At 40.4% G+C, this 14589-nt stretch carries 10 protein-coding genes; 6 read left to right on the forward strand and 4 right to left on the reverse strand.

The genetic code is table 11. The annotated features are described in order from the left end of the window. Nucleotides 1-1986, forward strand: a 1986-nt coding sequence (locus HMPREF2634_RS04725) for a RelA/SpoT family protein (RefSeq protein WP_070836359.1), incomplete at its 5' end; no start/stop codon positions are given. A gap of 88 nt (nt 1987-2074) precedes the next feature. Beyond that, on the forward strand, nt 2075-2518 hold the full coding sequence (gene dtd / locus HMPREF2634_RS04730; protein ID WP_021001262.1) for a D-aminoacyl-tRNA deacylase: 444 nt from the start codon (nt 2075-2077) through the stop codon (nt 2516-2518). 122 nt (nt 2519-2640) lie between these two features. On the opposite strand, the gene HMPREF2634_RS04735 is transcribed toward dtd, so the two are convergent. From HMPREF2634_RS04735 to HMPREF2634_RS04750, 4 genes are all read right to left on the reverse strand, one after another. Next, nucleotides 2641-3288, reverse strand: coding sequence for a metal-dependent transcriptional regulator (locus HMPREF2634_RS04735; RefSeq protein WP_003026873.1), 648 nt, complete (start codon nt 3286-3288; stop codon nt 2641-2643). A 154-nt stretch (nt 3289-3442) separates the two neighbouring features. After that, nucleotides 3443-4375, reverse strand: coding sequence for a metal ABC transporter substrate-binding protein (locus HMPREF2634_RS04740; protein WP_021001263.1), 933 nt, complete (start codon nt 4373-4375; stop codon nt 3443-3445). Between the two features lie 34 nt (nt 4376-4409). Next, complete coding sequence (locus tag HMPREF2634_RS04745) at nt 4410-5258, reverse strand: metal ABC transporter permease (RefSeq protein ID WP_021001264.1); 849 nt, start codon at nt 5256-5258, stop codon at nt 4410-4412. A 1-nt stretch (nt 5259) separates the two neighbouring features. Further along, nucleotides 5260-5979 (reverse strand): metal ABC transporter ATP-binding protein, encoded by a 720-nt coding sequence (locus HMPREF2634_RS04750; RefSeq protein ID WP_021001265.1) that lies wholly within the window; start codon nt 5977-5979, stop codon nt 5260-5262. Between the two features lie 174 nt (nt 5980-6153). Between HMPREF2634_RS04750 and HMPREF2634_RS04755 the strand changes: the two genes are divergently transcribed. The 4 genes from HMPREF2634_RS04755 to leuS all read left to right on the forward strand — a co-directional run bounded on the left by HMPREF2634_RS04755 (nt 6154) and on the right by leuS (nt 14396). Next, nucleotides 6154-8049, forward strand: a complete 1896-nt coding sequence (locus HMPREF2634_RS04755) for a M13 family metallopeptidase (protein WP_003026862.1) — start codon at nt 6154-6156, stop codon at nt 8047-8049. Nucleotides 8050-8270: 221 nt separating this feature from the next. After that, nucleotides 8271-10034: an ABC transporter ATP-binding protein/permease gene (locus HMPREF2634_RS04760; RefSeq protein WP_021001266.1), complete on the forward strand. Its 1764-nt coding sequence runs from the start codon at nt 8271-8273 to the stop codon at nt 10032-10034. Beyond that, nucleotides 10024-11691 carry an amino acid ABC transporter ATP-binding/permease protein gene (locus HMPREF2634_RS04765; RefSeq protein WP_021001267.1) on the forward strand — a complete coding sequence of 556 codons (1668 nt, stop codon included), beginning with the start codon at nt 10024-10026 and terminating at the stop codon, nt 11689-11691. The genes HMPREF2634_RS04760 and HMPREF2634_RS04765 overlap by 11 nt, the downstream gene beginning before the upstream one ends. A gap of 203 nt (nt 11692-11894) precedes the next feature. Beyond that, nucleotides 11895-14396: a leucine--tRNA ligase gene (leuS, locus tag HMPREF2634_RS04770; RefSeq protein WP_021001268.1), complete on the forward strand. Its 2502-nt coding sequence runs from the start codon at nt 11895-11897 to the stop codon at nt 14394-14396. Nucleotides 14397-14589: the final 193 nt, after the last annotated feature.

Here is a 14589-nt window from a genome sequence, read left to right on the forward strand (position 1 = left end):
GATGTTGTAGAAGACACAGCTGCAACTTTGGACGATTTGGAAGGCGAATTTGGACATGATGTGCGCGTGATTGTAGATGGTGTGACCAAACTTGGTAAAGTCAAGTATATGTCTCACGAGGAACAGTTGGCTGAAAACCACCGCAAAATGCTAATGGCGATGTCCAAGGATATCCGTGTCATTTTGGTCAAGCTGGCGGATCGTTTGCACAATATGCGAACGCTCAAGCATCTGCGCAAAGACAAGCAGGAACGTATCTCACGTGAAACCATGGAAATTTATGCTCCGTTGGCTCATCGCTTGGGGATTTCGAGCGTCAAATGGGAATTGGAAGATTTAGCTTTTCGATATTTGAATCCGACAGAGTTTTATAAGATTTCCCACCTGATGAAAGAAAAACGTCGGGAACGTGAGGAGTTAGTGGACGAAGTGGTTCATAAGATTGAAACCTATGCGTCTGAGCGTAATCTTCATGGGGAAATTTACGGTCGTCCAAAACATATTTATTCCATTTATCGCAAAATGCAAGACAAGAAAAAGCGTTTTGATGAAATTTATGACCTGATTGCCATTCGCTGCATTTTAGACACGCAGAGTGATGTGTATGCTATGCTGGGTTACATTCATGAACTTTGGCGCCCCATGCCTGGGCGTTTCAAAGACTATATCGCCAATCGCAAAGCGAACGGTTATCAGTCTATCCACACCACCGTTTATGGACCTAAAGGTCCGATTGAGTTTCAAATTCGGACGAAAGAAATGCACGAAGTGGCTGAATACGGGGTTGCTGCACACTGGGCCTATAAAAAAGGTATTAAAGGGCAGGTTGATAGCAAAGAATCGGCGATTGGGATGAATTGGATTAAGGAGATGATGGAACTCCAAGACCAGTCTAATGATGCACAGGATTTTGTGGATTCTGTCAAAGAAAATTACCTTGCTGAGGAAATCTATGTCTTTACACCGGACGGAGCTGTCCGCTCGTTGCCAAAAGACTCTGGACCGATTGATTTTGCCTATGAAATCCATACTAAAGTTGGTGAAAAGGCGGTTGGTGCCAAGGTCAATGGTCGCATGGTGCCGCTAACTACGAAGCTAAAAACTGGAGATCAAGTTGAGATTATTACCAGTACCAATTCATTTGGTCCAAGTCGTGACTGGATTAATGTTGTAAAAACAAGCAAGGCCCGCAATAAGATTCGTCAATTTTTCAAAAACCAAGACAAGGAATTATCCATTTCTAAAGGGCGCGAACTTTTACAGGCACAATTCCAAGAACATGGCTATGTAGCTAATAAATACATGGACAAAAAGCACATGGAAGAAGTCCTGCAAAAAACGAGCTACAAAACAGAAGAAGCTCTTTTTGCGGCGATTGGTTTTGGTGAGATTGGTGCGATTTCTATTTTTAACCGTTTGACAGAAAAAGAACGCCGTGAGGAAGAGCGTGCTAAAGCGAGAGCTGAAGCAGAAGAGCTTGTCAAGGGCGGAGAAGTGAAGCGTGAGAATAAAGAAACGCTGAAAGTCAAGCATGAGGGCGGCGTCATTATCCAAGGTGCGTCAGGGCTTTTGATACGGATTGCCAAATGTTGCAATCCAGTTCCTGGTGACGAGATTGTCGGGTACATTACCAAAGGGCGTGGCGTGGCGATTCACCGTAAGGACTGTATGAATCTGCGGGCGCAGGAAAATTATGAGCAGCGCTTGATTGATGTCGAATGGGAAGAAAATACCTCTACGAAGGAATACACAGCGCACATTGATATTTATGGTTTGAATCGAGCAGGTCTTTTGAACGATGTGTTACAAGTCTTGTCCAATACAACCAAAAATATCTCCACTGTCAATGCACAGCCAACGAAGGATATGAAATTTGCCAACATCCATGTTTCTTTTGGAATTGCTAATCTATCTATGCTCACAACAGTTGTAGATAAGATTAAGAGCGTGCCTGAAGTTTATTCTGTCAAAAGGACAAATGGCTAGGTGAGGACAGCAGAGCGGAAATGTTTTGCTAGAATTGCATTTTTGCGAATTAATTCACAAAATGTAACGGAAATTAGGAAGTTCAACAATGAAAATAGTGATTCAGCGTGTGAAGCGAGCTTCGGTATCCATTGATACCGAACTTTACAATCAGATTCAGCAAGGACTGCTGTTACTAGTCGGTGTAGCACCAGATGATTCTCAAGAAGATGTAGAATATGCAGCAAGAAAAATTGCCAATATGCGGATTTTTTCAGATAAAGAAGATAAAATGAATTTATCTGTCAAAGATGTGAAAGGAGAAATTCTCTCTATTTCTCAATTTACCCTTTACGCAGATACAAAAAAAGGGAATCGTCCAGCTTTTACAGGCGCTGCTCAACCAGACTTGGCTAGTCAATTGTATGATGATTTTAACGAATTGCTAGGTCGAGAAATACCTGTTAAAACAGGTGTTTTCGCAGCTGATATGCAGGTTGAGTTAGTCAATGACGGACCGGTGACGATTGTGTTAGATACGAAGAATCGTTGAGAAAATGATAAATAAAAACGAGTCTGGACAAAACTGTTCCAGACTTGTTTGCTTTCTAGGATAAAACTCAATACGCATTGAGCAGTCTCCAATGTGTTAATGTTATCAGCTTTGACTTCCTTTTATATTTTTTCCACATAAAGCTGTTGAGCGATAGCAGAGTTGACTTGCAGCTCTTTTCCATTGACCTTGAGCGCATACAGTTGAGCGTAAGGATCGTATTGCTCCAGTATCAGCGTATCTCCCAGATGTAAATCGTGTTTTTCCAAATATTTTAATAGTTCAAATTCATCGTGAACTCGTGCTAAACGATAGGTTCCAGCATTTTCGACTTGATCTAAAGTCAATTGGTATTTTTCGACCAATAATTCACCTTTTGCAGGAATGGTTCCGCCGTGGGGACAGGTTTCTGGGAAATTCAGCATTTTTTCTAAGCGCTCGACAAATAATTCTGAAACGGTGTGTTCTAAGACTTCCGCTTCTTCATGGATTTGATCAGTCGTATATCCCAAATCATGTACGAGAAAAGCCTCGATGAGTCGGTGCTTGCGATATAGCTCAGAAACAAGATGTAAACCAAGATCTGTCAGTAAATAACCACTTGTTTTATCTTTTACAATCAATTTTTCGGCTTTCATCTTTTTAATCATTTCTGTAACAGCTGGGGGAGATACCTGCATTTGGGCGGCAATTTCTTTATTTGTAATTTTTTGAGTATGCGTACCAATCTCATAAATACATTTGAGGTAATCTTCTTTGTTTGGGGTCATGTTGTCCTTTTACTCCTTATCTTACTAGTATATCAAAAATAACTTAAGAATACAGCCGATAACCGCTTGTTTCAGAGAATGAAAGGCTTATTATTCAAGAAGAATTTCAAGTAAAAAGGAACTGGCAATCAATTCCGGCTCCTTTTTCCATTTCTTATTTGCTAAGACCTTCTGAAATCTTATCTAAGTTCCATTTCATCATATCGTAGTAGCTATCTCCTTTTTCACCTTTTTCAGCGATTGAATCAGTGAAAATCTTGGCATAAATTGGAATTTTTGTATCTTTTGAAACAGTCTTCATTGGACGGTCATCAACACTACTTTCAACAAAGAGTGATGGCACTTTTGTTTTACGAAGTTTTTCAACCAATGTTTTGATTTGGTCTGGAGTTCCTTCTTCTTCTGTGTTGATTTCCCAGATGTAAGCAGATGGCACGCCGTAGGCTTTAGAGAAGTATTTGAAGCAACCTTCGCTGGTAACAATCATTTTCTTTTCAGCAGGAATGTTGTTGAATTTTGCTTTTGCTTCCTTGTCCAATGCTTCAAGTTTCGCAGTATAGGCTTTCAGATTCTTTTCGTAAGTTTCTTTGTTTTTAGGGTCTTTTTCAATCAAACGTTTTGCAATATTTTTTGCATAGATAACTCCGTTTTCAAGATTGAGCCAAGCGTGTGGGTCTTCTTTTCCTTTTTCGCTTTGACCTTCAAGATAAATGACCTCAACACCGTCACTTACAGCATAGTAATCTTTGTTTTCTTTCTTTTTCGCGTTTTTAACTAATTTTGTAAACCAAGCATTTCCGCCTGTTTCCAAATTGATACCATTGTAGAAAATCAAATCAGCTTTTGATGTTTTTGTCACATCTTCTGGTAATGGTTCGTATTCATGTGGATCTTTTCCGACAGGAACGATACTGTGCAGATTGATTTTATCACCAGCGATATTTTTGGTAATATCAGCGATGATCGAGTTGGTAGCAACAACATTCAATTTTGAAGATTTGTTGGTAGAAGTTCCTTTTTGACCAGCGCAGGCAAAGAGTCCTACGACAGCCAAAAACAGAACGGCGATAAAACCTAATTTTTTCATATAAGGTTCTCCTTTAATAAATGAAATACTAATTTTATTTTAGCTTGGGTTTGTTTTTAAGTTTGTTAAATCGTTGTTTTGGAGCGATAAAGAAACTAATGGCAAAGATAATGGCAGATGTCAGTACAATACTTGAGCCGGCCGCAACATTAAAGGTATAGCCAATGAAGAGTCCTAAGACAGATGCAATTGCCCCCAAGCTAGAAGACAAGATAATCATTGTTTTAAGACTGTTAGCGTAAAGATAAGCAGTAGCAGCAGGTGTAATCAGCATAGCAACAATCAAAATCGTTCCCACACTTTGCATAGCTGTAACTGCAACCAACGTCAAGAGAATCATCAAGAGATAATGATAAAAATTGACTGGCATCCCCATCGCTTTTGCCAGAAGTGGATCGAAAGATGTAATCAATAACTCTTTGAAGAATAGTCCAATAATAATTAGAACAGCGATTCCTACACCAATTGTAATCCACATATCAATGTCTTGCACAGCTAAGATATTCCCAAAAAGAATATGGAAAAGGTCAGTTGAACTATTCGCAACCCCGATCAAGATGACTCCAAGAGCTAAAAAGGAGCTAAAAGTTATTCCAATGGCAGTATCACTTTTAATAATTGAATTTCCTCTAATATAAGTAATAATAACCGAGGCTAAAAGTCCAAAAACAATGGCTCCGATAAAGAAGTTGATTCCTAAAATAAAGGAGAGCGCAACTCCCGGTAAGACCGCATGTGAAATGGCATCGCCCATCAAAGACATGCCTCTTAGAATAATGAAGCAACCAACTGCTCCAGCAACAATCCCGATGACAATGGCTGTAATCAGTGCATTTTGTAGAAAATGGAAATTTTGTAGTCCATCAATAAATTCTGAAAACATATTAGAGACCTCCATTCACAAAAAGCTGAGAGCCATAGGCTTTTTTCAAGTTTTCTTCTGTGAAAGTTGATGAAGTTTCCCCAATGGCAATGAGTTCTTTATTCAAAATTAAAACTTGATCAAAGTAATGTGGGACTTTTCCTAAGTCATGGTGGACGATGAGAATCGTTTTTCCTTGTTCTTTTAGATTGCGTAGCGTTGTCATGATAATTTCTTCGCTGATTGAATCAATCCCGACAAATGGTTCATCTAGAAAGATACAGTCTGCTTCTTGTACCAGACAGCGCGCAATCAAGACCCGTTGAAATTGCCCTCCTGATAATTGGCTGATTTGGCGTTCAGCATAATCCTCTAAGCCGACAATGCGCAGCGCATTTGTCACCTTGTCCCAGTCTGTGCTTTTTAGTCTGTGGAAGAGTTTCACTTTTGGATACAGTCCAAGCGATACACATTCTTTTACTTTGATAGGAAAGTTGTAGTCAATGTGAATTTTTTGTTCCACATAAGCTACGTGACTGAGCACTTTTGAGAATTCTTTATCATCAAGATAAGTTTGTCCAGCGTGGTCAATGATACCCAACATTCCTTTTAAAAGAGTGGATTTACCAGCTCCGTTGGGGCCAATAACTCCCATGATAGTTGGGCCTTGGATTTCCAAAGAAATCTGATTGAGAGCAAGTGTTTCCTGATAAGAGACACTTAAATTTTCGATACGTATCATTTTTATACCTCCTACTGTTAATATACATTAAAATAAAAATTAAGTCAAGTTAATTTTTAGAATTTTTAAGAAAAATCAGAAGTAAAGTTTGCCAGAAAATCTCTTTTGATTAAAGTTTGATTATTCAGAACTTTTTTGATAGGATTAAGATAAAACAATGAAAGCGAGAACAAGATGACACGTTTACAAGATGATTTTTTTGACTATGTCAATGGTGAATGGGAAAAAACAGCAGTTATTCCTGATGATAAGCCTGTGACAGGTGGATTTATGGATCTGGATCAAGATATTGAAAAATTGATGCTGGCTACAACTGATAAATGGTTAGCAGGTCAAGATGTGCCGGATGATCCAATTTTGCAAAATTTTGTGAAATACCATCGTTTGGTGGCAGATTTTGACGGACGGGAACAAGCAGGAGTTGCTCCAGCGATGCCGCTTGTGAAAGAATATAAAGCGCTTGGCTCTTTTAAGGAATTTGCAGATAAGATTGCTGAATATGAAATGGCTGGAAAGCCAAATTTCTTTACTTTTGATGTTGCTCCAGACTTTATGAATGCGCAAATGAATGTTCTCTGGGCTGATGCACCTGGGATCATTTTGCCAGATACAACCTACTATGAAGAAGGAAATGAAAAGGGCAAGGAATTGCTGGCAATCTGGCGGAAAATGCAGGAAGAATTGTTGCCTAAATTTGGCTTTTCGGCAGAGGAAACAAAAGATATTTTGGATAAATATCTGGAATTGGATGCTAAATTAGCCAAGTATGTCCTTTCTAATGAAGAAAGTTCAGAATATGTGAAATTGTATCATCCTTACGATTGGGCAGATTTTACGAAGCTAGCTCCAGAATTGCCGCTTGACGCGATTTTTACAGAGATTTTGGGACAAGTCCCAGACAAAGTGATTGTTCCTCAAGAGCGCTTCTGGAAAGAATTTGCAGCAGAATGTTATTCAGAAAAGAATTGGGAGCATTTGCATGCGGCACTGAAGTTATTCTCTACTGGAGCATGGACTTCTTTGCTCACTGAAGAAATTCGTGTCCTTTCAGGTACCTATGCACGCGCTATCTCAGGTGTCCCAGAACCCCGTCCGAAAGAAAAGGCAGCTTACCAGCTAGCGCAAGGTCCGTATAACCAAGCACTTGGTTTGTGGTATGCGGGAGAAAAATTCTCACCTGAAGCCAAAGCTGATGTAGAGCATAAAGTTGCTGCTATGATTGATGTTTATAAGTCGCGTCTGGAAAAGGCAGATTGGCTTGCTAAGGAAACACGTGATAAAGCGATTGTCAAGCTCAACGTCATTACACCGCATATCGGCTATCCAGAGAAATTGCCAGAAACCTATGCTAAAAAAGTGATTGATGAGAAATTGAGTTTGGTGGGGAATGCTCAAAACTTAGCAAAAATTTCTATTGCGCATACATGGAGCAAGTGGAATAAGGAAGTGGATCGCAGTGAATGGCACATGCCAGCCCATATGGTCAACGCGTATTATGACCCACAGCAAAATCAAATTGTGTTCCCAGCAGCCATTCTCCAAGCGCCATTTTATGATTTGCATCAATCTTCATCAGCTAATTATGGTGGAATCGGTGCGGTAATTGCTCATGAGATTTCTCATGCTTTTGACTCAAATGGAGCTTCATTTGATGAACACGGAAGTTTGAACAATTGGTGGAAGCCAGAAGATTACGAGGCCTTCCAAGCACGTACTCAAAAGGTGATTGAGCAATTTGACGGACAGGATTCTTACGGTGCTAAAGTCAATGGGAAACTAACTGTTTCAGAAAATATTGCAGACCTTGGTGGGATTGCGGCAGCATTGGAAGCAGCTAAGAAAGAAGCAGACTTCTCTGCAGAAGAATTCTTTACTAACTTTGCCCGTATCTGGCGCATGAAAGCTCGTCCAGAATACATGCAAATGCTAGCAAGTGTGGACGTTCATGCTCCCGGAAAACTCCGTACAAATGTACAATTGCCAAACTTTGATGATTTCTTTACGACTTTTGATGTTAAAGAAGGCGATGGCATGTGGCGCAAACCAGAAGACCGCGTGATTATTTGGTAATGGTTCACTTTACTCAAAACCAGTTGGAATGGCCAGCTGGTTTTTTGTTGCCTAGCGTAGAAAGGCTGACTAATTCTTTATCTTATGAATAGATTTCACAAGGAAGGAAAGTTTTCATGGACTGTACAAATTAAAAAAACTGAAAATTTAATTTATTTCTCTGCTTGGGAGTGTTATAATGAATAAATGTAGGATAGAATGAAGAATATGAGGAGAAAGTGATGGCACAAGAGCAAGAAAAAATATCACGGAGCAGAAAGAAAGAGCTGATTGCTCGTTTGAAAGAACAGATCCAGCCTAAAATGAAACTGGTTTATCTATCAGCTTTTTTAGCTTGGCTTCAATTTATCATGCGGATTTTGAGCTTTGCATTGATAGCAAAAGTTTTATCGGATTTATATGAGAGAATACCATTGAACTTTTTGTCGGTTCTTTTTTGGCTGTTCTTCTTTTCTAGCTTAGGTTTTACGCTTTCGCTTCTGGCGAAAAATTTCCAAGGAGTAGCTTCGCAGTTTGCTCGCAATAAACTAAAAGCAGCATTTTTTCAGGCTTTCGTAGATAAAGATGGAGAATTTCAGGATAGTAAGACGGCTGCAGATGTGCTGACAGTAGCGTCACAAGGAATTGACAGTTTAGATACGTATTATTCTTATTATCTCCCCTTAAGTCTACGAACGTATTTGAATTGCTTGACAGTGTTGGTGGTTGTGTTCTTTCTGTTCCCTGCTGGCGGTTTGATTTTTATTCTCTCGCTACCTTTGATTCCTATTTCTGTTGTTCTCATGCAGAAGCGTTCGCGCAGGATTATGAATCGTTACTGGGCTTCTTATATGGACGTTGGTAATCTCTTTTTAGATGATCTTCAAGGGCTGAATACTCTTTATTCTTATCAGGCAGATGCTAAATATGAAAAGGAGTTTGCAGCGCAAGCAGAGGATTTTCGTGATGCAACGATGGAACTTCTAGGATTTCAGCTACAGTCAGTTGGCTATATGGATGCAGTCATGTACTTGGGGATTGGTGTGTCAGGCTTTGTTGCAGCTTCCATGTTACAAGCAGGGCACTTATCACTGTTCGCTATGATTTACTTTGTTTTCATTGCGACTGAGTTTTTCACGCCGATTCGTGAAGCCGGTTATGGAATGCATTTAGTGATGATGAATACCAAAATGGCTGATCGAATTTTTGGTTTTTTGGATTCGATTGAAAAAGAAGCAAAAGAGGAACAGCAGGAATTGACTCCTTTTAGTGAATTGACAGTTAGTGGCTTAGATTTTGCTTTGGCGGATAGAAAATTGTTTGAAGAGCTAAGTTTTAAAATGAAACGTGGACAAATCTTAGCCATTGCAGGAGAAAGCGGTCGTGGGAAAACGACGTTAGCCAAGCTGTTGTTGGGAAAACGACAGGTGGACAGAGGCTCCATTTTCTTAGGAGAAAAAGAAATCAAAAGCCTATCCAAATCAACAATTTATCAGGAAGTCATGTATGTGTCAGCAAACAGTGTTCTTTTAAACGCATCCATTATTGAAAATCTACAGTTGGCAGTAGATTGGTCGCGAGGTGAAATAGAGGGCTGGCTGGCTGAAAATGGCGTTTTAGCGTTTGTAAGAGATTTGCCTCAAGGTCTCGATACTCTTGTGGGAGAAAACGGCAGTCAATTGTCACCGGGGCAACGCCAGCAGATCATTTGTGTGCGGGCTATCTTAGCTAAGCGTTCGCTCTATCTGTTTGATGAAGTGACGTCCAGTGTAGATAAAGACAATGAAGCGGCTATTTATGATTTGTTAACTTTGGTAGCGCAAGACGCACTTGTCATTGAGATTACCCACAAGATGAAACAAGTCGCTAAAGCAAGTCAAGTTCTCTTTATAGGAAAAGAAACAACGGTTTGGGGAACACCGACAGAAGTCTATGAACAGAGTGAAGAATACCGCCAATTGGCAAATACCCAGCAAGAATTGGAGAAATTAACGCATGGAAACTAAAAAACGTTACACAACGCGTGTTATCCTCAGCAGATTTTTTCAGGTGATGAACCATTTGCTCCCTTTTATCGCTCTAGCGGTTTTCTTTGCGGTGTTTGGCTTTGTCACGACGGTGGCAATTCCAACTCTGGTGATTGTATTAGGTTTTCATGCTTTAAATGGTCAGCAGCCTGCTTGGTGGAGTCTGATTTTACTGATTGGACTAGCCCTAGCTCGGGGCGCCTTTCGTTATGGCGAGCATTATTTCGGGCATTTTGTTGCCTTCCATTCTCTGGCGGATTTACGTAAGCTCATTTTTGCGAAGCTTCGTCGTTTGGCACCAGCAAAGTTGGATCGTCAGGACAGCGGCAAATTGCTCAAGATGATTGGTGAAGATATTGAAGCGCTGGAAATCTTTTTTGCACATACGATAGCTCCTATTTGTACAGGGTTCTTGACAGCCTTTTTGATGGGAATGTATTTTGCACATTTCTCGTTTTGGTTTGCTTTAGTGGCTTTAGTGACCTATGGGATTTTAGCTATTATTTTACCGAGAATGTTTGCTCTCAGTTTGCAAGATATTCTGCAGAAGCAAAGTCAGGAACGCTCGAATTATGTTTCTTTTTTCTTGGAAAGTCTGAAAGCTATGAGCGATTTATCTCAATTTGGCAAGAGTCACGAGCGATTTGCAGAATTGACGGGCAGAAGTCAGAATGTGAACCAGTTGGAAAGGAAGGTTGCCCAGAAACAATATCTACAGCAAACGGTAACCTTTTTGGTGGTGGGACTGTCTCTTACAAGCGTTGCTCTTTTGGCATTCTATCAAGTGGAAAATCATCAGTTATCTTGGCAGGAAGCGGTTCTCGTTTTAGTTGCTTTTTCTAGCTCTTTTGCTCCTTTTTTAGAATTAGGACGCTTGCCTTTAGGTTTTAAACGTGCTATGAATGCTGGTCGTACTATTTTTGCTCTTTTAGATGAGGTAGAGCCCGTCCAAACTGGTCAGGAAATAGCTGTCACTTTAGACGATATTTTGATTGAGAATATGGATTTTGCCTACGACAATCGTCAGCAAAAGCTGTTTAATAATTTCTCTGCACATTTAAAAAAAGGGAAGATTATTGGCTTGATTGGTAAGAGTGGTAGTGGTAAATCAACCCTGATGAAGCTTATTATGCGTTGGTATGATAGCAATGCTGGTTCAGTTTTTCTTACTGGTGTAGACTCCAGAGAAGTTAATCGTCAGCATTTGCAGGCTTCATTTACCTATGTACCACAGATAGCTCAGCTTTTTCATCAATCTTTGAGAGAAAATCTTTTACTGGGGAGAAACGACATTAGTGATGAGAGTATCTGGAAGTTGGCAGAAAGATGCCGACTAAAAGAGTGTCTAGAAAGATTGCCGGATGGTTTGGATACAATTATTGACGGTGAGCGTGACTTTTCAGCTGGAGAAAGACAGCGTTTAGAGCTTATGCGGGCACTCTTGAAAAAGGCGGATTGTTATATCTTTGATGAGCCGACTAGCAATCTTGATTCGCTCAACGAAGCGGCGTTTCTATCTATTGTAAAAGAAGAATGCCAAGGGATGATTTTTATGATTTCACACCGTCCGTCAACAGTGGCATTTGTAGATGAAATCTATGAATTGGACGCATCGCAGTTAAAACGACTGCAATAAAAAGGTCAGAATAAATGCTAGGCTTCATATCTGAAGATTTTCCATTTAGCTATGGAGTTAAAACTTCTCAATAAAATGAGCTAGAAAACAAATCCAGTTAGTAAAGTATTCTTTTTTGATTATGTTCCCTCTTTCCCTAATTATGCCTTTTAAAATCGCCTAAAAATGGTATAATAATAACATCACAAAATTGGAGTGAATCAATGACTTTTTATAATCACAAATCAATTGAAAAAAAATGGCAAAATTATTGGGCGGAAAATCATACGTTTAAAACAGGAACAGACGCTGACAAACCAAATTTTTATGCGTTGGATATGTTCCCTTACCCGTCTGGTGCTGGTCTTCACGTAGGACACCCAGAAGGCTACACGGCGACTGATATTCTTAGTCGTTTCAAACGTGCGCAAGGCTACAACGTTCTTCACCCAATGGGCTGGGATGCCTTTGGGCTGCCTGCCGAGCAATACGCAATGGATACAGGTAATGACCCAGCTGAGTTTACGGCAGAAAATATTGCCAACTTCAAACGCCAAATCAATGCACTGGGCTTCTCTTATGACTGGGACCGTGAAGTGAACACAACGGATCCTAACTACTACAAATGGACTCAGTGGATTTTCACAAAATTATATGAAAAAGGGTTGGCATACGAAGCTGAAGTGCCAGTTAACTGGGTTGAAGAACTAGGTACAGCCATCGCTAACGAAGAAGTACTTCCTGACGGAACATCTGAACGTGGTGGTTACCCAGTTGTCCGCAAACCCATGCGCCAATGGATGCTGAAAATCACAGCTTACGCTGAACGTTTGCTGGAAGATTTAGAAGACCTTGATTGGCCTGAATCTATCAAAGATATGCAGCGTAACTGGATTGGTAAATCAACTGGTGCCAATGTTACCTTTAAAATTAAGGATACTGATAAAGATTTCACTGTCTTTACCACTCGCCCAGATACCCTCTTTGGTGCGACTTATGCTGTTTTAGCGCCTGAACACCCACTTGTTGATGTGATTACAACACCAGAACAAGCGCAAGCTGTTGCTGACTACAAACATCAAGCAAGCCTTAAATCTGACCTTGCTCGTACAGACCTTGCTAAAGAAAAAACAGGTGTCTGGACTGGTAGCTATGCCATTAATCCAGTAAATGGCAAGGAAATCCCAATCTGGATTGCAGACTATGTTCTTGTAAGCTACGGTACTGGTGCTATCATGGCGGTTCCTGCTCACGATACACGTGACTGGGAATTCGCAAAACAATTCGATTTGGAAATCATTCCAGTTCTTGAAGGCGGAAATGTTGAGGAAGGAGCTTTCACAGAAGACGGACTTCACATCAACTCTGGTTTCCTAGATGGACTTGATAAAGCACAAGCTATCGATAAAATGGTTGACTGGCTGGAAGCAGAAGGTGTCGGAAACAAAAAAGTAACTTACCGTCTGCGTGACTGGCTTTTCTCACGTCAACGTTATTGGGGTGAACCAATCCCAATCATCCACTGGGAAGACGGCACAACAACAGCTGTTCCAGAAGAGCAATTGCCGCTTGTATTGCCAGTAACCAAAGACATCAAACCTTCAGGTACAGGTGAAAGCCCACTTGCCAACTTGACCGATTGGCTGGAAGTGACGCGTGAAGATGGGATGAAAGGTCGCCGTGAAACAAACACAATGCCACAATGGGCAGGCTCTAGCTGGTATTATCTTCGCTATATCGACCCACACAACGATGAAAAATTAGCTGATGAAGAATTGCTCAAGGCTTGGCTGCCGGTTGACATTTACATTGGTGGTGCAGAACATGCAGTGCTTCACCTTCTTTATGCTCGTTTCTGGCACAAATTCCTTTATGATTTAGGTGCCGTTCCAACCAAAGAACCATTCCAAAAACTCTTTAACCAAGGGATGATTTTAGGAACAAGCTACCGCGACCACCGTGGTGCGCTTGTGGCAACTGATAAAGTTGAAAAACGTGATGGTTCATTCTTCCACATTGAAACTGGTGAAGAACTTGAGCAAGCACCAGCGAAAATGTCTAAATCACTAAAAAACGTTGTGAACCCTGACGATGTGGTTGAACGTTATGGTGCAGACACACTTCGAGTGTACGAAATGTTCATGGGACCACTTGATGCCTCAATCGCATGGTCTGAAGAAGGTCTTGAAGGCTCACGTAAATTCCTCGACCGCGTCTATCGCTTGTTGACAACAAAAGAAATTGTTGCAGAAAACAGTGGCGCACTTGATAAAGTCTACAACCAGACAGTCAAGGCAGTGACCGAGCAGCTTGAGGAACTCAAGTTTAACACAGCCATTGCTCAATTGATGGTATTCGTCAACGCTGCCAATAAAGAAGACAAACTCTTTGTTGGCTACGCTAAAGGCTTTGTACAATTGTTAGCACCATTTGCACCACACCTTTCTGAAGAATTGTGGCAAACATTGACACAATCAGGTGAATCAATTTCATACGTTCCTTGGCCAACATGGGATGAAGCAAAACTCGTTGAAGATGAGGTTGAAATTGTCGTGCAAATCAAGGGCAAGGTTCGTGCGAAACTTGTGATCGCAAAAGACTCAAGCCGTGAAGAGCTTGAAAAGCTTGCCCTTACCAATGAAAAAATCCAGTCTGAAATCGCTGAAAAACAAGTGGTTAAGGTGATTGTAGTCCCTAACAAACTTGTTAATATTGTTGTCAAGTAATAGGTTCTGTTAGCCTTATCTGCAACCTCCAATAACGTTTCAAGCTGTTGGAGCTACCTAAATTGGTGAATATTGTTGCGAAATAAAAGAAAAATGAGGATTCTGATAACATTTGGAATCCTTTTTGCTGCCTTAAACTAAAAAAGCTTAAACTTAAAAACAAGAAAAGTAAAAAAAGATGAAAAAAGGTATT

The sequence above is a fragment of the Streptococcus sp. HMSC034B03 genome, from assembly GCF_001838575.1.
Lineage (GTDB): Bacteria > Bacillota > Bacilli > Lactobacillales > Streptococcaceae > Streptococcus > Streptococcus anginosus.